This is a genomic window from Enterococcus sp. DIV2467a (genome assembly GCF_050532945.1).
GTDB classification, from domain to species: domain Bacteria; phylum Bacillota; class Bacilli; order Lactobacillales; family Enterococcaceae; genus Enterococcus; species Enterococcus faecalis.
In genome coordinates this window covers 1217554-1240189 of the sequence record NZ_CP172896.1, presented here as the reverse complement: position 1 = coordinate 1240189, position 22636 = coordinate 1217554, and the positions used below count along the sequence as shown (strand labels likewise).

The 22636-nt window shown below is 36.8% G+C and carries 22 protein-coding genes, 1 other RNA gene and 1 pseudogene; 5 read left to right on the top strand and 19 right to left on the bottom strand.

Features of this window, described 5'->3' with window-relative positions; genetic code table 11:
• Positions 1–11 precede the first annotated feature (11 nt).
• Both IGL80_RS05775 and IGL80_RS05770 read right to left on the bottom strand, forming a co-directional pair.
• The gene (locus IGL80_RS05775; protein WP_002388170.1) at positions 12–497 is read right to left on the bottom strand and encodes a DUF3013 family protein; all 486 of its coding nucleotides are present in this window, start codon (positions 495–497) and stop codon (positions 12–14) included.
• Entirely contained in the window at positions 454–1131 is a 678-nt protein-coding gene (locus IGL80_RS05770; RefSeq protein WP_010708145.1) for a DNA-3-methyladenine glycosylase, read from the bottom strand. The genes IGL80_RS05775 and IGL80_RS05770 overlap by 44 nt, the downstream gene beginning before the upstream one ends.
• A gap of 128 nt (positions 1132–1259) precedes the next feature.
• Here IGL80_RS05770 and IGL80_RS05765 point away from each other — a divergent pair, with 128 nt between their 5' ends.
• From IGL80_RS05765 to IGL80_RS05750, 4 genes are all read left to right on the top strand, one after another.
• Positions 1260–2537, top strand: coding sequence for a replication-associated recombination protein A (locus IGL80_RS05765; protein ID WP_002360030.1), 1278 nt, complete (start codon positions 1260–1262; stop codon positions 2535–2537).
• A 72-nt stretch (positions 2538–2609) separates the two neighbouring features.
• Positions 2610–2803: non-coding RNA, 6S RNA (gene ssrS, locus IGL80_RS05760), on the top strand.
• A gap of 61 nt (positions 2804–2864) precedes the next feature.
• Complete coding sequence (locus IGL80_RS05755) at positions 2865–3143, top strand: hypothetical protein (protein ID WP_002380425.1); 279 nt, start codon at positions 2865–2867, stop codon at positions 3141–3143.
• A 177-nt stretch (positions 3144–3320) separates the two neighbouring features.
• Positions 3321–3794 (top strand): universal stress protein, encoded by a 474-nt coding sequence (locus IGL80_RS05750; RefSeq protein WP_002357065.1) that lies wholly within the window; start codon positions 3321–3323, stop codon positions 3792–3794.
• A gap of 111 nt (positions 3795–3905) precedes the next feature.
• On the opposite strand, the gene IGL80_RS05745 is transcribed toward IGL80_RS05750, so the two are convergent.
• The 17 genes and pseudogenes from IGL80_RS05745 to IGL80_RS05665 form a co-directional block, all read right to left on the bottom strand.
• Positions 3906–5093, bottom strand: coding sequence for an acetate/propionate family kinase (locus tag IGL80_RS05745; protein WP_002357064.1), 1188 nt, complete (start codon positions 5091–5093; stop codon positions 3906–3908).
• Between the two features lie 24 nt (positions 5094–5117).
• A complete protein-coding gene (locus tag IGL80_RS05740; RefSeq protein WP_002357063.1) occupies positions 5118–6125 on the bottom strand; it encodes a class I SAM-dependent methyltransferase in 1008 nt (335 codons plus the stop codon).
• A 128-nt stretch (positions 6126–6253) separates the two neighbouring features.
• Complete coding sequence (gene comGG, locus IGL80_RS05735) at positions 6254–6607, bottom strand: competence type IV pilus minor pilin ComGG (RefSeq protein WP_002360027.1); 354 nt, start codon at positions 6605–6607, stop codon at positions 6254–6256.
• Complete coding sequence (gene comGF / locus IGL80_RS05730; protein ID WP_002357060.1) at positions 6607–7041, bottom strand: competence type IV pilus minor pilin ComGF; 435 nt, start codon at positions 7039–7041, stop codon at positions 6607–6609. The genes comGG and comGF overlap by 1 nt, the downstream gene beginning before the upstream one ends.
• Positions 7031–7357, bottom strand: coding sequence for a type II secretion system protein (locus tag IGL80_RS05725; RefSeq protein WP_002370967.1), 327 nt, complete (start codon positions 7355–7357; stop codon positions 7031–7033). Before IGL80_RS05725 ends, comGF begins: the two co-directional genes overlap by 11 nt.
• On the bottom strand, positions 7323–7769 hold the full coding sequence (gene comGD / locus IGL80_RS05720) for a competence type IV pilus minor pilin ComGD (RefSeq protein WP_002360025.1): 447 nt from the start codon (positions 7767–7769) through the stop codon (positions 7323–7325). The genes IGL80_RS05725 and comGD overlap by 35 nt, the downstream gene beginning before the upstream one ends.
• Complete coding sequence (gene comGC / locus IGL80_RS05715) at positions 7766–8041, bottom strand: competence type IV pilus major pilin ComGC (RefSeq protein WP_002356991.1); 276 nt, start codon at positions 8039–8041, stop codon at positions 7766–7768. The genes comGD and comGC overlap by 4 nt, the downstream gene beginning before the upstream one ends.
• Positions 8041–9086, bottom strand: a pseudogene (comGB, locus tag IGL80_RS05710) (competence type IV pilus assembly protein ComGB). The gene comGC and the pseudogene comGB overlap by 1 nt, the downstream one beginning before the upstream one ends.
• Positions 9043–10011 (bottom strand): competence type IV pilus ATPase ComGA, encoded by a 969-nt coding sequence (gene comGA, locus IGL80_RS05705; protein WP_002360023.1) that lies wholly within the window; start codon positions 10009–10011, stop codon positions 9043–9045. Before comGA ends, comGB begins: the two are co-directional and overlap by 44 nt.
• Positions 10012–10251: 240 nt before the next feature.
• Positions 10252–11580 carry an APC family permease gene (locus IGL80_RS05700; RefSeq protein WP_002360022.1) on the bottom strand — a complete coding sequence of 443 codons (1329 nt, stop codon included), beginning with the start codon at positions 11578–11580 and terminating at the stop codon, positions 10252–10254.
• A 289-nt stretch (positions 11581–11869) separates the two neighbouring features.
• A complete protein-coding gene (rlmN, locus tag IGL80_RS05695; RefSeq protein ID WP_002356987.1) occupies positions 11870–12943 on the bottom strand; it encodes a 23S rRNA (adenine(2503)-C(2))-methyltransferase RlmN in 1074 nt (357 codons plus the stop codon).
• Positions 12944–13067: 124 nt separating this feature from the next.
• On the bottom strand, positions 13068–14897 hold the full coding sequence (locus IGL80_RS05690; protein ID WP_002404260.1) for an ABC transporter permease: 1830 nt from the start codon (positions 14895–14897) through the stop codon (positions 13068–13070).
• The gene (locus IGL80_RS05685) at positions 14887–15636 is read right to left on the bottom strand and encodes an ABC transporter ATP-binding protein (protein WP_002381711.1); all 750 of its coding nucleotides are present in this window, start codon (positions 15634–15636) and stop codon (positions 14887–14889) included. The genes IGL80_RS05690 and IGL80_RS05685 overlap by 11 nt, the downstream gene beginning before the upstream one ends.
• A 117-nt stretch (positions 15637–15753) precedes the next feature.
• Complete coding sequence (locus IGL80_RS05680) at positions 15754–16455, bottom strand: GntR family transcriptional regulator (protein WP_002356983.1); 702 nt, start codon at positions 16453–16455, stop codon at positions 15754–15756.
• 130 nt (positions 16456–16585) lie between these two features.
• Positions 16586–19009 carry a DNA translocase FtsK gene (locus IGL80_RS05675; protein ID WP_002404261.1) on the bottom strand — a complete coding sequence of 808 codons (2424 nt, stop codon included), beginning with the start codon at positions 19007–19009 and terminating at the stop codon, positions 16586–16588.
• A gap of 313 nt (positions 19010–19322) precedes the next feature.
• Entirely contained in the window at positions 19323–20534 is a 1212-nt protein-coding gene (locus IGL80_RS05670) for an NAD(P)/FAD-dependent oxidoreductase (RefSeq protein ID WP_002360017.1), read from the bottom strand.
• 28 nt (positions 20535–20562) lie between these two features.
• On the bottom strand, positions 20563–21468 hold the full coding sequence (locus tag IGL80_RS05665; RefSeq protein WP_002360016.1) for a prenyltransferase: 906 nt from the start codon (positions 21466–21468) through the stop codon (positions 20563–20565).
• A 121-nt stretch (positions 21469–21589) separates the two neighbouring features.
• Between IGL80_RS05665 and IGL80_RS05660 the strand changes: the two genes are divergently transcribed.
• Positions 21590–22570: a polyprenyl synthetase family protein gene (locus IGL80_RS05660; protein WP_002360015.1), complete on the top strand. Its 981-nt coding sequence runs from the start codon at positions 21590–21592 to the stop codon at positions 22568–22570.
• Positions 22571–22636: the final 66 nt, after the last annotated feature.

The window sequence follows — 22636 nt, the reverse complement described above, 5'->3', positions numbered from 1 at the left end:
TCACCTCTAAATTAATAACTTGGATACGCAATCCATTGTTCTTTTTCTGTTTCTGCCACTTTTTTAATCATCGCTTCAAAATCTGCTGGCTCCCAATGCAATTCAAAAACTTCCGCTGTTTCATCTGATAAAAAGTCTAACAAATCACTTTGCCCTTCATCTAAAACCACTTTTAAATAGTGAATGAATCCGTCTAAAACTGCTTTGCGTAGCCCTTTTTTTCCTTCATAAGGAATTGTGACTAAATACTCTTCGTCATCAACGACAGACTTTTGCGGATTGTAAAATAACAAACCATCTTCAAATTCAATGAATTCTTCTTCTGAAAGCGTACCATCAACATCATCAATCGCCACTTGCTCATTGTTTTCTGCATATAAACGAACAATGACTTCGATGGTATGGTTTTTGCGATCCCAATCAAGGCCTACTTCGTAATCTCCTAAGTGTTTTTCAAGTTGTTCCTCTAAGTATGTGAGCATTGTTGCTTTTTTCATTTTCTTCATCCTTCCAGCCAAAATCTATTTGGTCTACTGCTGTTCTTTTTTGTTTAGAAATATATGGATTGCCAGCCACGACGTATCTTAAAGGCAACTCTGTCCAACGACCTTTATTGGGAATTCCAATTCGTGGTAGTGCCTCAATTTTTTTCGGAAATTTTCGTTTTTCTGGCACGAGCCGTAACGAACTAGAAAAAATCGACTGCCCATATAATTGCTTATCAATTCCTAAGGCTGCAACTAATTTACCTGGTCCATTGGTCAATTCCACGCCTTGACGTCCTTGGCGATTTTCAATCATTTTATCGACACCTTCAACAGGTTCAATCGCGCGGATCATCACCCCTTGTGGTTTGCCTTGCTCTTGTGTCACCATATTTAAAATTAAATGCGTGTGCATAGTATATAAATAAATCGTGCCTGGTTTGTCATACATGGCTTGTAAGCGTGGCGTTTTTCTCAAGCCAAAGCTATGGGCCGCCTCATCATCAGGACCTAAATAAGCTTCTGCATCCACAATGTACCCACCTAAAACGCCTGTTGCTGTTTCGTGCTCTAAATACATCCCTAACAAGTATTGTGCCACTTCTTCAGTTGTTTTTGTGTTAAAGATATCTATCGTTTCTTTCATTTCTTTCACCACTCCCTATCATACACGAAACCTTCCGCTATATCCATCTAAAACCCAAAAAACCACCAAAAAGCGAATGTACGTTCTTTATGTTATAATAAGATGATTATGAAAAAGGAGGTCCTTTTATGCAACAACCTTTAGCCTATCGAATGCGACCTCGTCACTTAGACGAAGTAGTTGGTCAACAACATTTAGTCGGCCCTGGTAAAATTATTCGTCGGATGGTCGAAGCCAAAATGCTTTCATCGATGATTCTTTATGGGCCGCCTGGCACTGGAAAAACCAGTATTGCCAGCGCAATCGCTGGTTCAACAAATTATGCCTTTCGCATGTTGAACGCGGCCACAGACACTAAAAAAGATTTACAAATCGTTGCTGAAGAAGCCAAAATGAGTGGCACAGTGATTTTACTGCTTGATGAAATTCACCGATTAGATAAAACAAAACAAGATTTTTTGCTCCCTCATTTAGAAAACGGACGAATTATTATGATTGGAGCCACTACCGAAAATCCATATATTACAATTAACCCTGCGATTCGTAGTCGCACGCAAATTTTTGAAGTAAAGCCCTTAACAGAAACAGACATTCAGCAAGCGATTCAAGAAGCCTTAACCGATAGCACACGTGGCTTAGGCGATTATCCCGTCCACTTAGAAGAAAAAGCATTACAACATTTGACACGCGCAACGAACGGTGACTTACGTAGTGCGCTAAATGGACTAGAATTAGCTGTTAAATCAACACCAAAAAATGAACAAGGCGAAATTAAGATCACCTTACCGATTATTGAAGAGTGCGTGCAACGAAAAGCCTTAACCCATGATAAAGATGGCGATGCCCATTATGACGTGATTTCCGCTTTCCAAAAGTCAATTCGAGGAAGCGATGTAGATGCTGCACTTCATTATTTGGGTCGCTTAGTTGAAGCAGGTGATTTACCGATTATTTGTCGTCGTTTAATGGTCATTGCTTACGAGGATATCGGTCTTGGGAATCCTGCGGCCGCCGCTCGGACAGTCACCGCTGTTCAAGCCGCCGAAAAGCTAGGGTTTCCAGAAGCTAGGATTCCTCTAGCTAGTGTCGTCATTGATTTATGTTTATCGCCAAAATCAAATTCTGCAGTCACAGCGATTGATGCTGCTTTGGCAGATATTCGACAAGGCTCTGTGGGAGACGTTCCTGATCATTTGCGTGATGCCCACTATGCTGGAGCCAAAGAATTAAACCGTGGTATTGGTTATCAATACCCACATAATTTTGAAAACGGTTGGGTCAATCAGCAATACTTACCTGACAAATTAAAAGAGGCACGTTATTACGAGCCGATTGATATTGGTAAATATGAACAAGCCTTACATCAGCAACTCAAGCGTATCCAAGAATGGAAACAGAAAAAATAACAAAATAATACGCTTTCAAAAAAAGAAACAATCTCGTTGCCGATTTTGAGAGAGTATGCTATTATAAAGATGGTAAATCTGTGATGTACGCGTTGTCCTTTCACTGTGTTGACCGAACATTTTTATTGATATCTAGGGATCCTGCTTGTATCAAAGTTGGTAACATGCCTTTTCTTTTGGTAGTTCAATACTGCGATCGAGGAACCCACCTGCTTATCTTGCGGGTTCAATACTCTAGGACGATTACCGGCATCGACGGATTTTACCATTTTTATGTAGATTTCTAAACAATTTGCTCTGGCAAGTTGTTTTTTTTTGGAGGACAAGATGATTCGTATACTCGTACTATTACTCGCCGTTGTCACAGGCGTAGCCAGTTATTATTTGATGAAGAAAAGTGCAGCTTTTTTACCACTCTTAAAAAAAGAAACTGCAACAGAAAGTCAACAGTTTATCGAACGTTTTGGGCGTTATTACTTGATTATCGCCATTCTAGGTGTTCTAGCGGCTATTTTTAATCGCCCGTTATTGTCAATTGGTTTTATCTTTTTTGTTTTATTACTTTCAACGTTGTTTAGTTTAACTTTTGCAAAAAAAATGTCATAAAAGACGATGAATTTAAAACTTCGTTCAAAAAGATTTTTTTGAACGAAGTTTTTTTTACAAAAAAATGCCAATATTCAGAAAAAAAGAAGCGGTTTCAGTTTCTTTTTTTCTTTGTTTGTTTTACAATTATTATAGAAACAATTAATGATTTTTTTTACGCTGAAAGGAGCGGTTATTATGTTACAACAATATCAAAAAATTATGATAGCAATCGATGGTTCTGACGAAGCAGACTTAGCCTTTAAAAAAGCGGTCAACGTCGCTAAACGAAACGATGCTGAATTACTATTAGCACATGTTGTTGATACGCGCTCTTTCCAATCAGTGTCCTCTTTTGATGGTGCGCTAGCAGAAGAAGCAATGTCAATGGCAAAAGAAACCTTAGACACCTACCAACAACAAGCGGTGGATATGGGACAAACAAAAGTCTCTAGCGTTCTAGCCTATGGTTCTCCTAAGAATATCATTGCCAAAGAATTACCAAAAGAATACAACATTGATTTAATTATGTTAGGAGCAACTGGATTAAATGCCGTTGAGCGTTTATTTATTGGCTCTGTCTCTGAATCAGTTATCCGTAACGCTAGCTGCGATGTTCTCGTTGTACGGACGGATTTAGACAACAAATTACCAAAAAATGAAGAAAAATAAAAAATAAGAAAAAACTGAGCCAACTATCACTTTTGATAGTTGGCTCAGTTTTTTCTTATTTACCTATTAAGCACACCTTGTGAGAGCGTCTCACAAGGTGTGTTCGTTTAATTATTTTAGACGTTCTACGTCACGGGCAATCATTAACTCTTCATCAGTTGGTACTAATAGAAGCTTGATTTTTGAGTCATCAGTTGAGATAACTGCTTCTTCACCGTGTACATTATTTTTGTCATCATCGATTTCACAACCAAACCAAGTCATGCCATCAATAATATCTTTACGAACGCCCACTGCATTTTCACCGATTCCAGCAGTAAAGACAATCGCATCAACGCCATTCATAACAGTGACATAGCTACCAATGTATTTACGAATACGATCGATAAAAATGTTGTATGCTGTTTGAACTTCAGGTTTATCTAAGTTTGATTGAATATCGCGCATGTCGCTTGATAAACCATTTGTTAAACCTAATAAACCAGATTTTTTGTTTAAAATATCAACCATGTCTTGTACATCAGTCAAGCCAAGTTTTGTCATTAAATAAGGCAATAGTGACGCATCAACATCCCCTGAACGAGTCCCCATTGTAACGCCAGCAAGAGGAGTGAAGCCCATTGATGTATCGACTGATTTACCACCATCAACTGCAGTGATTGAAGCACCATTTCCTAAGTGACAAGTGATAATTTTCAAGTCTTCAATTGGACGACCTAACATTTCTGCAGCACGTTGAGAGACATAACGATGACTTGTTCCATGTGCCCCATATTTACGTGCAGCAAATTTTTCATAGTATTCACGCGGTACACTATATAAATAGTTGTGTTCTGGCATTGTTGTGTGGAACGACGTATCAAAGACTGCCACGCTAATGATTTCTGGTAAGATATGTTTAAATGCTTTAATCCCCATTGCATTCGCTGGATTGTGTAAAGGTGCTAATTCAGATAAAGCTTCAATTTTTTCTAATACTTCGTCTGTAATAACAACAGAATCTTTAAATTCTTCTCCACCAGCAACTACACGGTGACCAACACCAGTAATTTCATCATAAGAACCTAAAATGTTTAAGTCGATTAATTGGTCTAGTAACATTTTTACTGCCACTTCATGGTTATCAATATCAACAATTACTTCATATTTTTGTCCTTCACCATATTTAATTGTGAAGATAGAATCTTTTAAGCCAATACGTTCAACGATTCCTTTAGCGATCACTTCTTCATTTGGCATTTGGTATAATTGCCATTTTAAACTTGAACTACCTGCATTAATTGCAATTGTTTTAGACATAATTTTCTCCTCTTCGTTACTATTTTATTTTAAATTTGAAGCTTTCCAAGCTTCAAATTGTTTAAAGAACTCCGTTACTTTATTGATATCTTTCAAAGAGGCAAGTTTTGCTAACAAAACTTCCTTCACTTGCTCAGCATCTGCACCCTTGTTTTGAACAAGCAAGATACTTTTACGTGATTGTTCTGACTTAAACAATTCATCAGGTAACTGTATCATTCCTTGTAAATAGACATTTTTTGTCAACCAATTTTTAAAGAATTCACTTTGCTCAGTCTCTAAAATATTGGTCGGGATTAAGAATAAGCCAAACCCTGCTGGCTTCACGTATTTCATGGCTTGTTCCATTAATAAATGATGCGCATAACTATGGCCTTCCTCCGCAGCAGCAGCAAATCCCTTTGCTCGCTCATCATTTGGATAATAGCCAATCGGCAAGTCACTTAATGCTAAATCAACTGGATCCAATAACAAATCTTGCAATCCGTCTTGATGGAACAACTGAATATTGGCTTGTGACCAAGCATTGTTCACAGAAGATACTGCCAAAAGTGTTTCATCGATATCCACACCATAACCAGAAACTTTGTAACCAGCTGTTTCAAGGTTCAGCAGAACCGTTAACAGTAAATTTCCCATTCCTGAAGCAGGATCTAAAATTTTTAATGGCTCTGATTTATTTGTTAATTGTTCTACTAAATAAACAAACAAAAAGCCAATACCGTCTGGCGTCAATTGATGATTTGCTTGAAGCTGCTCTTTTCTCGTTCCTTTTAACAAAAGTAATTGGGACAAGCGTCGCACATCTTCAGGAGCTAAATCAATTTTTTTAATCGTATGATACAGCGTTTCTAATTGTTTCACTGTCTCTGGATTAGGTACTCCGTCAAGTACTCGTACTTGAAAATCATCTAAAATATTTTCACCATTTTCAATATACGCATCTAAAAAAGAAGTATCCAATGACTGTTGCAATAACTGGATTGCTTGTTCCATTGGCTCGAAAGCCTCTTCAATTTTTTCTGGGAACAAATTAGCACCTCTATTCTATTCAAAATGTAACAACTTCCATACCTGTTTTATTTTAACGAAAAAAGAAAGAATAATCAATGCCTTTACTGTCTTTCTTCTAAAATCTAATAATTTGTAGAAAAACAACGCTATTCCAGTATTGTTTCCGCTTTTTTTTGATGAGAAACTCTCTCTTGATATTGGTATTTTCGACCAGATTTGTTTAATAAAACAGTTATTCTTAATTGTTCATTTTTGTATGTATAATCGAGGGTCACTTGCGCGTATACGAGCCTTTCTTCTGTTTTTAACTTTCGTCTATTTTGTTTAACATCTGCAAGAAATAAATGAAGGATACTTTTCCCTGCATAGTATTCCTGGGTAGCTTGCGTAAATTTTTGTGTTAACTGACGTTCTTCTAGTAACTGAAGGGCGAGAAAACTCATCAAATAAACAAAGGCCATGGCCGTGAACAATAAGTTTCCTGAATATTTTTGCCTCATTAAAATTCTCCCTTTATCGGAAAAAAACTATCAAATGTTTTTCCAGAAGTAAAAGTAACTTCCAAAGTAAACGATTGTCCTTCATTTTTAAACTGGCCATTTTTGATACCAATTAACAGCGGTTGATAGCCTTTACCATTGACTCGCTTAATAATTTTATCTTCTTTGATTTGAATTGAAATAGTCTTGTTTGTTTCTGAGTCGAGGAAAGAAATCTCTTGAGCAGAGCCTGTTTGGAAAACGAGCTTTTGACATTCTTTTTCTAATTGAATTAAAAAAATATGCCAGGATTTCGAATCATTGTTTTTCAAATATTGATTTCCGATAAAACTTTGTTGAATCATCAACTGAAACAATTGACACATACAACTTAAAACGACTAGTGCTACTAAACACTCTAACATCGTAAAACCCGCATATTTTTTATTGACCAATCAAAATCGCTCCTCTTGAATCTGTGACTTTTAGTATCCTTCTTCCCTCGTTCTCCATCAAAGAAAATCGGTAAGTTTCTCCTTGATATATCCGCTCTTTGAAACGTAAATCACCCGTCTGCTCTAAAAATAAAATTGCTTCGTATCCTAGACGAGTGCGCGTTAATTCTTGCTCCCGTTGATAATTTTGCTGAATTAATTGTGTAATAGTCAGGGAGAATATCCCTGCTATCACACATACAATACTAAAACTAACGAGACTCTCTAATAAAATAAAACCGCTATAAATAGTTAATTTTCTTCGTATATTTGCCACTCCCCATCTGAAATTGTAAAATAAGTTGCTGTTTCTTTTCAGTCCAAGTAAAAATATATTTCACTAAACGGCCATTGTTCCCTGACGAATGAAGAAAACTGAGTTTGCTTGGGCCACTCACTGTCATTTTTTCAGGTACAGCTAGCGAAGTCCTTCCAGCTGATTGGTTCAATTTATCAGGAAATGAAAAGCTTTGTTGTTCTTCAAAAAACCAAACTTCTTGTGTTTCCTCTAAAACAATTGCTTGCTGTTGCGCAAAACGAAGTTGTTTTTCTACCGTAGCAAGAAACTGTTCAATTTTTAATGTTTCTTGCCAGCGGTGAATAGCGAGTGTTGGGAGCATAGTCATAAAGCAAACAATCGTCAAACTAGCAAGTGTTTCCATTAATGTGAATCCTGCTGACTTGTTCATTGCTTTTCTGCTGTATATTTATCTAACTGCTCTTTAGTAATGTAGCCTTCGTTGACTAATTCATTTAAAGAAGGCGTCTTATTTTTTTCTAGTGTGTAGAGCTCGATTTGTGATTCTACAATTTTTACGATTGCTTCATTGCCTTTTTTATCAACTGTTTCTTTATGTTTCGCTAAGTTAGGAACAAAAAGTAAAATCAATACGGAAATAATCAATAAGACAATCAACATTTCTAATAATGTAAACCCTGCGTATTTTTGTTTCTTTTTCATTATAAAACTCCTTCCATATTGCCATAAATAGGCAGCAACATTGCCCCATAGACACCGATAATTAAACAAGCAATTATGATAAAAATAAATGGTTGAACAAGGGTAATGACTCGTTCAATTTTTTTGAAAAAAACTTGGAAACAGACATTACTATAAACCATCAACTCCTTGCCTAATTTTCCTTTTACTTCTCCTTGTTGAATCATTAAACCCAATGCTTTTGTAAAAAAAGGATAAGCAGCTAATTGTCTATGTAAGGTTTCACCAACTAGCAGTCCTTCACTAATTGCTCCAGCTAATTCTTTCATTAAGGGTAATTGGTTGTATGGCGCATCAAATCGATGACCTCTTTCATTTCTAATCCTTGTGCAAGCAACTTCCCCCATTCTAGTGCAAAAAAAGCACTGACGTATTCCCGATAAAGGCCACGGATAATTGGCAATTTCAGATAAATGAACGCTCGCTGAATAGCAGACTGATGCTTCAAATAACGGTTTAAAATGAAGAAACTAAATGAGAGGACAAAAACTAAGGTAACCAGAATGTATGGACTGTAAACAATCAGAAGAATCCCAATATTTTTAGAATAACTATTGGCATCATTTTCCATTAATTGGGGCAATAAAAATTGCCGGATACCAACAATGACGAGAATCAAAAAAACAATCAGGAGCAGCGGGTAACTAATTATTTTATAGAACTGTTGCCGATATTTTTCCGTTTGAAAAAAATGTTCGGAAATCGCTTGTAGTGTCCCTACCAAATCCCCGTGTGCAGTAGCAAACGACAATTGTGCCGAGACCATTGTTGAAAATCCTAATTCTTCAACTAAAGCTTGTAAGGCAATGCCTGAGGAAAAGCCTTCAACTAAAAAAGTTATACTGTGCTGAGGTAAGGCGTTTGATTTTTTCATGAAGGAAAAACTTTCTTGTATATTAAAACCATTTGCAAGCAAATCCGCTAATAGTTTCAGAAAAAGCTGCTGTTGTTTTTTCGTTAATTTATTCGATGGCTTGAAAATACGTTTTTTCTGTAATAAACCCATACGCCCACGCCTTTCTTAGATTCTTTTGCCAACTACTCTTTATAACGGCTTCCTTAAAGAAGAAATAATCATAAAGAATTCCCGCTACTTGTTCCTTATTAATCGTGGTTGTCAAAATCTGTTGATAAATGATACCTTGCAAGCATTCAGCCAATTCATGCTCTGGGCCACCTAATTCTATCAAACGCCGTTGCACCCCCAATAAGTTACGGGCGTGAATTGTCGCAAAAATAGTATGACCCGTTAAGGCGGCTCGAATAACTGCTTGAGCCGTCTCGCCATCACGAATTTCACCAATAATCAAAATATCAGGATGATGGCGTAAGCAAACTTTGATCAAGGCTTCGTACGTTAACTGAATTTTTTCATTTGTTTGCAACTGTAAAAACTGCTTTTCCTCAATTTCAACAGGATCCTCAATCGCTATCACTTGTTGTTCGCCACTTCTTTGTTTAGCCACACGATACATGGTTGTTGTTTTCCCAGAACCAATTGGCCCACTGAATAAATAAAGTCCTCGTTTCTGACAAGATGCTTCAATTTCATTCAGCTGGTGGGGAAAGAAAAAATGTTCAGCTTGTTCACCAAATCGGTGCAAAAAACGAATTACCAAGCTCTCTCGATTCTGAAAATCTCCCACAGATGATAAACGCAAGCGTTGCTTCGTCTCGCCAATTAGATAAGTTGTCGCGCCTAATTGTGCTTTTCGTCTTTCTCCGACATCCATGCCGCCTATAAATTTAAAGTGGAAAATTAACTTTTCGCCTATTTCTGCGGAAACTTGTGTGTAAAGTGTCCGTTGCATCCCTGTCCGAAAAGAGATGGCTATTTCGGTATCATTGGGTAAAAAATAAACGTCTTGCGCCCCATGAAGGACGCCCCATTCAATTAATTGATGGGCTAATTTTTTTACATTTTCAGTCATTCATTTCCTCCTCTCACTAATAAACTACGCATTTATTTTATGATTTCAGCAAAAAAAAGAACCTTCACCAGTAAGATGAAGGTTCTTTTTTTGAAGTTTGCGCTGTCCATCTATCTTCCCCAAAATAGTGGAACTCCTAGACACTTAGTATTATACTAAAAAAATCTTGCGTTTAGTTTTCAAAAATTTCTCTGAATCACAAAATTTTTGAGAAAAACTATGATAATCCGATTGAATCGTTTACGTTTTTGGCTTCGTTTTTTGTTTATTAACTAAATAAACTGGAATTCCTAAAAGCGTAATCCCTATACCAATCAATGCTAGAATAGGCTGTGTAATACTTGTTGTAACCAAGATGAAGATACCACCTAGACTTGCGATAATTGGAATAATTGGATAGCCAGGAACTTTATACGGTCGTTTTAATTCAGGTTCTCGTTTTCTTAAAATAAAAACAGCTAAGAAAATTAATAGATTAAACAGCCACATAACAAAAACTAACATATCCGTCAATAAATCGAAGGTTCCGAAAAACATCATGATAATGGCTACAGCTAACTGGAAAATTCCAGCAACGTAAGGAACAACAAAGCGTTTAGACAACTTTTGAAACTGACGACTAAAAGGCATCAGATTATCTAAGGCTAAGGCATAAGGAATCCGAATCCCTGTCATTGTGTAGCCGTTTAACGCACCATATACAGAGATTAAAATCCCAATAGTTACGATTTTGCCGCCAATTGGTCCAAAAATAGCCACAGAAGCATCCGAAGCTGCATTCAAATTCCCAGCGATTTGCTCAATTGGTAATGTTTTTAGAAACACAAAATTAATTAAAGCATAAATTAAAGTAATCAATAACAAACCAAAAATAATGGCTTTAGGCAAGTCTCTTTCTGGTCGCTTCATTTCACCAGCCACGTTACCCACACCTAGCCAGCCATCATAAGCAAACATGGTGGCGACTAAGGCGCCACTAAAAGCAACTAAAAAGCCAGTATTCGCTGTTGTTTCAACAGGAAAAAGTGAAACAGCTACCTGTCCGGGAGTAAATAATCCTACTAAAGAAATCAAGGCAATTGGAATCAGTTTTACCACCAATGTCGTTGATTGGACCAAAGAAGCAATTTTTGTTCCTAATAAATTAATTACGGTGATACTAGTTCCCGCAAGAATGGCAATCGGAATCAATAAATTTGCCGATAAATGAAACAAATTGATTAGTTGTGTACTAAAAATAATGGATAACGCCGAAATGTTGGCAGGATAATAAATGATACTTTGTGCCCACCCTAAAAGAAAACCAGCTAATTTACCATATGTATATTCAATATACTTCACGGCGCCACCTGTTTCAGGGATTGCTGTAGCAAGTTCGGCGCTGGTTAATCCTGCACAAATGGTTAAGGCACCACCTAACACCCAAGCAAAGATAGCTAAACTAGCTGACTGTGCGTGTCCAACGACACTCGCAGCTTTAAAGAAAACACCAGCGCCAATCACCGTACCCATTACCGTGGATAACGCACCAAACGTTGTTATCTCTCTTTTTAATTGCTTTTTCTCCATAGACTCCCTCATTTCATTTAAACTAAAAAAGCGTAACAAAATTTCACTTTTTTGAAAAGATAACGAAAATAATAGCTGTTTTCATGAAAAATTCTGTGATGATCTCTTTTCAGTATAGCTATTTCTTTTAGAATTTCAAGTTTGAAAACCACAAAAAGAAAATTTGTCATAAAAGTTTTAGAGCATTCATCTTTTGTTTATAAACAAGAATTAAAAAACCGACGATTTTTTATTAAATAAACGAAAAATCGAATCAAAAAGAAACCTTTCTGATCCGATTTTAACTACGTTATTGGTTTTTGACTTTTTCTTTTTTCATTTGTTTACTGCGTAATTGTCCGCAAGCCGCATCAATATCTGTTCCGTGTTCTTTACGAATAACACAATTGATGCCATTCTTTTTGAGTACATCATAAAATTTTAATACCGCTTCTTTAGAGCTTCGGCTATATTGATCGTGTTCACTCACTGGGTTATACGGAATCAGATTAACATAAGAAAGTTTTTTCTTATTCCGTAATAAATCTGCTAATTGTTGAGCATGTTCTGGTCGGTCGTTCACTTGACTCAACATAATATATTCAAATGTAACACGTCGGTTGGTTTTTTCAATGTATTCATCAATTGCTGCCATTAATTTTTCAATTGGAAAACTACGATTAATCCGCATAATTGATGTACGGACTTCGTTGTTAGGAGCATGTAATGAGATTGCTAAGTTTACTTGTAGTCCACTGTCTGCAAATTCACGAATTTTTGGCACTAAGCCACTTGTTGAAACTGTAATATGGCGGGCACCAATAGCCAAGCCTTTATCATCATTAATCGTTCTTAAAAAGTTCATGACATTGGCGTAATTATCAAATGGTTCACCAATTCCCATCACAACGACATGGCTAACACGTTCATCCAACCCACGTTCATCGAAATAATGTTGCACCCACATAATTTGGGCAACAATCTCGCCAGCAGTTAAATCTCTTTGTTTTTTTAATAGCCCACTAGCACAAAATGTACACCCAATATTGCAGCCAACTTGAGTGGTCACACAAACAGATAATCCATATTCTTGACGCATCAAGACTGTTTCAATCATATTTTTATCTGGTAATTCAAATAAATATTTCACGGTACCATCTTGCGCTTCTTGCACAATGACTTGTTTTAATGGATTTAATGAAAAATTTTCTTCTAATAAAGTCATCAACGATTTAGAAATGTTCGACATTTCACTAAATGAAGCAACACGTTTTGTATACAACCATTCCCACACTTGTGTTGCGCGAAATTTCTTCTCGCCATGGGCTAAAAACCAGTCCACAAGCTGTTCTCTCGTCAGTCCATAAATGGATTCTTTCTGCATTTCTTTTCCTCATTTCTGCTATTACATTCGCTTCATAACTATAACTTATTCTCACTTTGAATGCAATATCACGAAGAACATCAAAAAAAATCGTTAAGCGTGCATGCTTAACGATTTTTTATAATTAATCTTTCACTAAGTGATAAACTTTTTTGAAGTAGAACGTTCTAGCAATTAAATAGTAAACGACCTGAATCAATAAGAAAACGCCTAAAACTTGCCAGCCAGCTAATTGCATTGGCTGATCTAACACGGCATACATTGCTTTCAAAGCAACAGCTCCATGAATAAATGAAACAACAATCGGTGTAAAGAATAAAATACCTACTTGTTGGTAAATCATTTTCTTCAATTCTTTTTTCGTCAAGCCAAGTTTGTAAATCATCTTGAATTTTTCAACGTCCGTATTCATATCACTATATAAACGGAAGTATAAGAAACTACCCGCCGAAACAAAGAACACGATACCGATAAATAGTCCGACAAAAAGAACTGGCGTATAAAATTGCGTAATGCCTGCAACTGTAGCCGCGGTTCCTAGTAACATTGGGTATTTTTCACCAATAATATTTTCAGCATCAATTAAGGTTTCTTTATCTGTGCCTTCTTTTGGTTGCCAAATTGTTTCTGTTTCCTCTTTGATTCCATCTGTTGAGGTACTATCTGGGATAACAACCACACCGCCAAAAGTCGGTAATACATTGGTTTCTTCTGTTTTATCAATGTTTAAAACTTGATCATTTGCCAATTGAACAGATTTGACATCTACTGATGCAGCAGAAGGAGCATCTTTTTGTGATAAATTAACTACTTTCTCACCTGTTAAAGTTGGTTCATCTATAAATTTTGCGAGTTTATTATATTCAGATGTTTTGATTAATTGGATACCGGCACTTGTTTTGTACATTGTGTAATCAATCTGATCAAACTGAATATTTTTTTCTTGGAATGTTTTTGTCGCAAATTGTTTCATTTCTTGATTTTCTGGGTTGGTCGAATCAGACAATGTCAGTTCGTACGGTACAGAACTTATTCCTTTAAAAATCATCTCATTCACGCCGTATAACGTTCCAATGGCAGCAAAAGCAACCGTTGATATCACCGAAACCAAGAAGAACGAACGTGCATTATCTTTCATGCGGAATGCTAAATCTGATAAAACGACCATATTGGTTTTTTTCCAAAAGATTTTTGGTTTCCGTTTTAAACGTTCAATGACAGAAACACTCAATTGGTCAAATAAGAATTTTGTCCCTAAAATAACTAAGAAAATTACTGGGAACATCACCATTAAAACTAACTGTCCCTTAGCAACTAAAGCAATTCCGTAACCGACAACTAAAAGCAACACGGCTAAGAAAGATTTAACTTTAGAGCTTTTGATTTCACCTTTACCCATTTCCCCTGCTTTTAATAGCTCTTGAAGTGTCGCTTTTGGTAAGCGGAATTGAATAAAGAAAGAAATTACTAAGAACAAGACCGCAAATGAAATGACAGTAATGATAAACGGCATCACTGGCAAATAAAAACCTAAACCTAGATGCATCAATAAATTGCTAATCCATAAAATAAACTGTGAAAATCCAACACCTAAAATGCTACCAAAAATTGTAGCAAAGAAACCAATCACTAAGTTTTCAATAAAAATCATTTTCTTTAACTGTTTTGGACTCATCCCTTGAATCATCAAGGTTCCAAACTCTTTTTTCCGAGATTGGATAAAGACATCCATCGAGTATAAAACGAATAAGAAAGAGAAACCATAGATTATAATAGCCGCAGCCGTCATTCCCATTTGTGCTTTAGGATTTAAACCATTAGCTAAGGCTGGGTGAAAGACAAAACCAGTGAACGTAAAAAAGATCATCACAGAAAACATTGTACTTAGGAAATAAGCCAAGTATAAATGCTTATTTCGAATCGTGTTTCTTATAACAAACTGATTAAAATTCATTATCGACACCTTCAATCTCAGCCAGTTTCACCATGATTAAATCGTAGAACTCTTTTTGATTGCCATTTTGGACAATTTCATCAATTAATTCACCATCTTTAATAAAGACGATGCGCTTGCAATAACTTGCGGCTAGCGGATCATGGGTTACCATTAAAATAGTCGCCGCTTCTTCTTCGTTTAATTGTTGTAACAAGCCCATCACATCCTTAGATGATTTCGTATCTAAGTTTCCTGTTGGTTCATCAGCCAATAATAATTGTGGATGATGAATCATTGCCCGAGCAACGGCGACCCGTTGTGCTTGTCCACCAGAAATTTCTGCAATTCGTTTTTTCAACAGATGATTGATACCTAAACGCTCACTTAATTCTGCTAATTGTCGTTTCATTACAGAGACTTTTTCTCCATCAAGCGTCAATGGCAAAATAATATTTTCTTCAACAGTTAATGTTGGCATTAAATTAAAGCTTTGAAAAACAAATCCTAATTCTGTACGACGGAATTTAGCAATTTGTTCTTGATTCAAATTGTTTGGATTTTTTCCATTTAAAAGTATTTCACCGTCTGTTGGACTATCGATTGTTGCCAATAAATTTAAAAGTGTACTTTTCCCACTTCCAGAAGGTCCCATAATACCAATAAATTCACCATCTTGGACAGTTAAATTAATCCCTTTTAAAGCTTCATATTTAATTTCGTTTCCGTAAACTTTTTTCAAATTTTGTACTTCTAACATATTTTCCACTCCTATTCTTCTCACTCATTTAGTGTATCGAAAACGAAAAAAAACGACAATAGAAAAGAATAACAATGAACTTACATTACTGTAAGTGCACTGTTATTCTTTTAAAAGTTATGCTTCATATTCAATCACATAAGGATGAATCTTCGTATTATAAATAGCTTCTGAATATTCTACGCAACGACCTGTTGGGCTTAACGAACGCCGAATTCTTTTTAAGCCCGTTGTTTCAGTTGTTTGCAACATCTTTTGCTCTGCTTCTGTCAAAGTTGCAACTTCAAAACGGTCTTCAAATTTATAAATTTCAATGGCATGTCGATCCATCAAACGATACAAGGATTCTTCTTTGTATTCAGTCAATGATACGTCTTTCATGGCAGCTGGCAAATAGTAATTAAAATAAATATAGGGTTGTTCATCGATTAGATATAACCGTGAAAGGTGAACCACTTCTTCTCCTAAAAATTGATAAGCCGGCATCTCTTTTGACAACGTCAAGTTTTCAACTTGTAAAACTTTTTTAGTTACTTTCTGACCTGATTCATTCAAAAATTCAGTGAATGTCCCTGCTTTTGATAGTTTATTATAGGGACGATTGCTTAACACAGTTGTGCCTCGGCCACTTTTTTTCTCAACAAATTCTTCCGTTGCTAACATTTCGATTGCCCGCCGAATCGTAATTTTACTAACGTTAAACATCTCTTCCAATTCTGTTTCTGTTGGTAAAAACGTTCCTACTGGATACTTGCCACTCAAAATATCTTCTTTAATCTGATCTGCTACTTCTAAATAAAGCACGCTCTTTCTTCTCATGATACGCTCCCTCCCAACCGCACTATTCCTTTCTATTTTACCAGAAAATGATGATTATAACATGATGCTTTGCTGAAATTATAAAAAAAGAACAAAAATAGATAAATTTATCTATTTTTGTTCTTTTTGTTTATTGTTCTGACGTCTCGGTTGCTGCCTCTTCTGATTCCGCTTGTAGAAAGACTTTTCTTGGTTTGCTACCTTCTGATGGTCCAATAACTCCGTGTGCTTCCAATTCATCTACTAAGCGAGCCGCACGATTATAGCCAATTCTAAAACGTCTTTGTAGCAATGAAATACTAGCTGTTTGCATTTCAACCACCAAGTTTTTCGCTTCTTCAAACAACTCATCTTGAGGAGCTTCGCCACCGCCTGAAGTGGTCGGTTCATCTGTTGGCATCATACTTTCTTGATATTCAGCTTCTTGTTGGTCCGTTACAAACGCAACCACTCGTTCGACTTCTTGATCAGAGATAAAGGCCCCTTGGATACGAATTGGTTTATTTTCTCCCATTGGTAAGAAGAGCATATCGCCTCGACCTAATAGTTTCTCCGCCCCGTTGGTATCAATAATGGTACGCGAGTCTGTCCCACTTGAGACCGCAAAAGCCATTCGAGAAGGGACATTTGCTTTGATGATTCCTGTAATAACATCCACACTTGGCCGTTGTGTCGCTAAAATCATATGAATGCCCGCTGCCCGTGCCATTTGGGCTAAGCGGATAATCGCATCTTCTACTTCATTACTTGCCACCATCATTAAATCAGCTAACTCATCCACAATGACAACAATAAATGGCAGAATCGGACGATTTTCGCCATCTTCCGCATTTTTCTGTTGAATTAGTTGATTGTAACCAGTAATATTTCGGACGCCTGCTGCTGCAAATTTTTCATAACGAAATTCCATTTCTTGAACTACTTTTTGCAGGGCTTGTGCCGCTTTTCTCGGATTAGTAACCACTGGCGTTAATAAATGAGGAATCCCGTTATACACATTCAATTCTACCATTTTCGGGTCAATCATCATTAATTTTACTTCATGAGGTTTCGCTTGCATCAAAATACCTGTGATGATGCCATTGATAGCAACCGATTTCCCACTCCCTGTCGATCCCGCAATTAATAAATGCGGCATTTTTGATAGATCCGCAGTTTGAACCATCCCTGAAATATCTCGACCTAAAGGTACTTCTAATAGTTTATCTGGATGACTTGGTTGTGCCTCAACAATATCTCTAAAGGATACTGTACTAATTGCACTATTAGGAACTTCAATCCCGATTAGTGATTTCCCAGGAATCGGAGCCTCCATACGAACGTCTTTGGCCGCAAGCGCTAAAGCAATGTCATCCGTCAAGTTAACAATTTTGCTAACTTTTACCCCAACAGCGGGTTGAACTTCAAATTTTGTGACAGATGGTCCTAAACTAGCTTTGACTACTTTAGCATCAACACCAAAACTCTTGAAGGTTTGTTCTAAGACGCCAATATTTTTTTCGATTTTTTCATATTCACCACTTTGATCCGTTGCTTGAATTGTATCTAACAAATCAGTTGGTGGTAGTTGATAATCACGATCTTCCGCTTCTTCAGAAATTTCAAATTCGAGAACACCAGCTTCATCTGCCGCCTCTTCTTCCTGCTCTCGTTGCGGTTTTGTTGCTGCAATTGGTGGTACAGGCATCGCCTGATTTTGCTGTTGAAACGAATCAATTTGAACAGGCGTTGGTGCGGCCGGTTCTTCCACCATTGGTTGGTGGGTTTCAACAGGTGTTTTTGTTAAGCGCTCGGCTGCCGCTTGTTCCATGCGTTCCCGCTCTTGTAATTTTTGTTGGGCAGCGGCTTCAATTTTTGCTTGGCGTTCTGCAGCTTTGGCTTCTTTCTTCGCTGCTCGCTTCGCCTCTTTTTCTTCTTGTCGCGCCTGTGATTTTGCCGAAACATGACTTAGGCGATCTTGAATACTTTGGAAATGATCAACAATTTGCTGAAAATCCCACATACTCATCAAGAAAATACCCGCTAACAGTAGCAATGTAGCAATTAAATAGCTGCCAAATTGTGCCACCAAAAAGTACGTTCCTTGATAAAGCAGCGCGCCAATCATACCGCCCCCTACGTTTTGCGTCACTTGGTTGGCTTTTAAATCACTTTGCAAAAACTCCCAAGTGTTACCTAAAATATCTGGTTGACTGCCACTAACATTTCGAAACATAAAGGCATGGAAAAATAACAAAACACTAATATAAATCAGAACAGCCCCAAAAATAGGGCGCCCTCTTTTTAACGGAAAATCTTTTCCATAAATCATGACTAATAAGCCATACAGGATTAGTAAAATCGCTGCAAATGGAAAGGTATTACCTACAACTAAGCGTAAACAATTCGCTAATAACGTGCCTAAAAACCCTAAGCGAAAGAGTCCAAAGACACCGAATAAAATAAAAATCAGGCCAAGAAACATATAATTTAAACGTTCTTGTTGTTGCTGTTGTTTTTTGGTCTTTTTCTTTGTCGTACTTTTTTTCTTATTTGTTGCTCTTTTTTGTGCCATTTAACTTCCCTCTTTCCATCACTTCTCATTATACATAAAAATGGAATCGAACAAAAGCGCCCACCTCATTTTACTTGAAAAATCATGGAAATTTTTTTAAAACTTTCATTTAAGAAAAATGAGCGTGGGACAAAAATCACTTTGGATTTTTGCTCCACGCTCAAAAACTGATAAACGGCGGGAACAGAACCAACTCCTTCGGAAATAAGCCGAAATTCTCCAAAAATTAAAGAGCAATTTTCGGAAATTTCTTCTTATTTCTCGGAGCTAAACGGTTCTGTCCCGACCTCATTATTTCTTATTTTGCTGATTCTTAATGGTATAAGTCGAAACGACCTTTAGCCATCATTTCTTTGGTACCACCTGTTTCAAAGAGCGCTTTGTTCATGATAATTTTTTTCATGAATGAAGCTGGGTATCCTTTAATGTCTGTTTTACCAACAATTCCTAAAGCACGTGTATTTCCGACAGAACAAACAGAACCTTGTGATTTAAAGCTGAAAGGTTTAGTTGCTTCCCCTTTCAATTGTGCTTGAATATTTTTAGCAGCATGAGCGCCCATCTTCAAGGCGATTTGTGCTGTTGTTGGGTAAGGTCGATTGGTTTCTGTATCCATAACTGCTGAGCAGTCACCAATAATATAGACGTTGCTATGGTTCGCATCTGTTAAATCTGGTTGAACCATGACACGACCACGACGAGCTTCAAAGCCAGAATCGCCTACAACGTGGCTTCCACTAACACCCGTTGTCCAAATAATTGTTTTGGCAGAAAGTTCTGCCAAGTCGCCTGCTTCGTTATCTTGATAAACAACTGCGCCTGGTTTGATTTCTTTAATCGGTTTACCTAATAATAAATGAATAGCTGAATCTTTTAATAATTGCACACCATAGTTCGCAAGTTTTTCGTTAAACATCGGCAATAGGCGAGTAACTGCTTCGACACAATAAATTTGGATTTGATCTGCTGAGACACCTGCGATTTCAGCAAATTTTGGTTTGTTTTCAACAAGAGAACCTAATAATTCAATCCCTGTAAAGCCTGCTCCACAGACAACAATTTTTAAGAATTCTTCGTTTTGAGTTGCTTTGTATTGACGCATTTGTTCTTGGATATGTTCATACACGTTTAAAGCCGTTTTCACATCTACCATTTGTAGAGCATGTTCTTGCACACCAGGGATACCAAATGATTCTGATTCAAACCCAAGAGAAACAACTAAGTAATCATAATTGATTGTTTGGCCATCTTCTAAAGCAACTGTTTGTGTTGCAGCATCAATTGTTTTAACTGTTCCTTGGATAAAGGTGGTCATTTTTTCATCGACAACATCCATAATATTGTATGTGATTTTTTCAGCTGGTTGTGTTCCAGCAGCAACTTCATGCAAATCCGTTGCTTCGTAGTGATAGTTGTTACGATCCACTAAAGTAATTTCGACGTCTTTGGCGCCTTTTTGTAATTCGCGTAATGTTTTTAAGCCTGCGTAACCAGCACCTAAAATAACAACATGTTTCTTATTCATTTTGATTCCCTTCCACTCTATAAAAAATTTACAGCCACCACAAACCTATGGCAAAAAATAGCACTTGTGCAGTTGCTCCCACAGCTAAGATCTTCACAGCACAAACAAATGTTTTACTCTTCACTTGTTCCTTCAATAAGGCTTGGGTTTGTTTCCGTACAAAAGGTAAAGTTAAAAGCATGAGTAACATTGTTGGCGGCGTCAATCCTAAACCGACAGCTAACAAAATGGCTAACATTGCTATTGTATTTAATCCGACGAATAATTTCAAAGAACTTGCTTTGCCAAGGTAATGAACTAATGTATATCTCTTGTTATTTTCATCTTCCTCTAAGTCACAGATATTATTTGCTAACATTAAGTTAGCAATGTAACAAGTGTTAGGTAAAGCGACTAAGAAAATCCCCCATAAATTAGCTGCTGACCAATTGAAAACTTCAAACGTATTAATGTAGACACAAATAAGGGTAATCATGAACCCCATTGTAAATCCTGAGAAAACTTCCCCTAATGGTAGACTGGACAAAGGTTTCGGTCCTGATGAATAAAAAATACCAATTAAGTAACAATAAAGACCCATAATTAATAACGGCCAGCCAACAATAAATGACAACCCAATCCCCATTAAAGCAGAAACGAGAATCATCCAAAAAATCATTTTGCGTATTAATGGCAAAGATAAATTTTCTCGACCGATAATATTCGTTTTTTCCTTATAATCATGAACTTCTGTGGCATGATGGTAATCATTATAATTATCTAAAATATCGACCGCCATATTAAAAATAAACATCGCAATGAAAAAAATTAAAACATAACCAACATGGAGCCGCCCATATTGGTACCAACTAAAACAAATTCCTAACAAAAATGGCAAAACACTAGCTGTTTTTGCTTTTAATTCTACTAATTCAAAAAATATTTCTCGATTCAAACTATCCCTCCGCTACTTTTTTACAAACTTTGTTACTTTTAAAACTTAATTACTGTATTTCTGTCGCCAATTCGTATACAATCAAATAGTATTGAACCACTGAAAGGATCGTAGTATATTTATGAACACATTTTGGAAGTCGTTTCCTGACGTTGAACGTTCTTTAACGGAAACATGTGAATTAATTGAACAAACGTTGCATACACGCAACGAAGACATTGAAGAAGCCTTAGTAACTTTGGCTCGTTCTGGCGGCAAATTATTACGCCCCGCTTTTTTCTTTCTTTTTGCTCAACTGGGTGATGAAGAAAAACAAGAGAAACAACAATTATTAAAAATAGCTGCATCTTTGGAAATCCTACATATGGCTACGTTGATTCACGATGACATTATTGACGATTCTCCATTGCGCCGAGGCGCTGTGACTATTCAATCACAATATGGTAAAGACGTGGCTGTTTACACAGGTGATTTACTATTCACTGAATTCTTTACTTTGATTGCAGATGCCATGAATGGCTCTGAATTTATGAAAATCAATGCACAAGGAATGAAACGGTTATTACTTGGTGAACTCGATCAAATGAGTCATCGATTTGACCGCCGCATGTCGATTCCTGCTTATTTAAGAAGTGTCAACGGCAAAACAGCCGAACTTTTTTCACTAAGCTGTCTTGAAGGGGCCTATTTCGGTCATAGTTCAAAAGAAGTCCAACGTTTAGCTAAACGAATTGGCCGTCATATTGGCATTGCTTTTCAAGTCTATGACGATATTTTAGATTATACTGCCGACACGGAAACCTTGAAAAAGCCCGCTTTAGAAGACTTGTCACAAGGTGTTTATACGTTACCCCTTCTCTTCGCTTATCAAGCAGCACCTGACGTATTCAGCCCTTATTTGGATAAAGGACGCGCCATTACCTTAGAAGAGGCAGCTGAAGTTGCGGCGCTAGTCAACGACTATCATGGCGTTACAGAAGCACAAGCTTTTGCTAAAAAAGTAACCAACAAAGCAATCACTGATATTCAACAATTGCCTGATGGCACAGCAAAAGAAACCTTACTTTCCTTAACTGAGCTCTTATTACATCGTTCATTTTAAACGTTTTATGGAAGAATTGCCATTAATTGAAATAGAAAAACGACTGATTGTTTGCTTTAATCAACA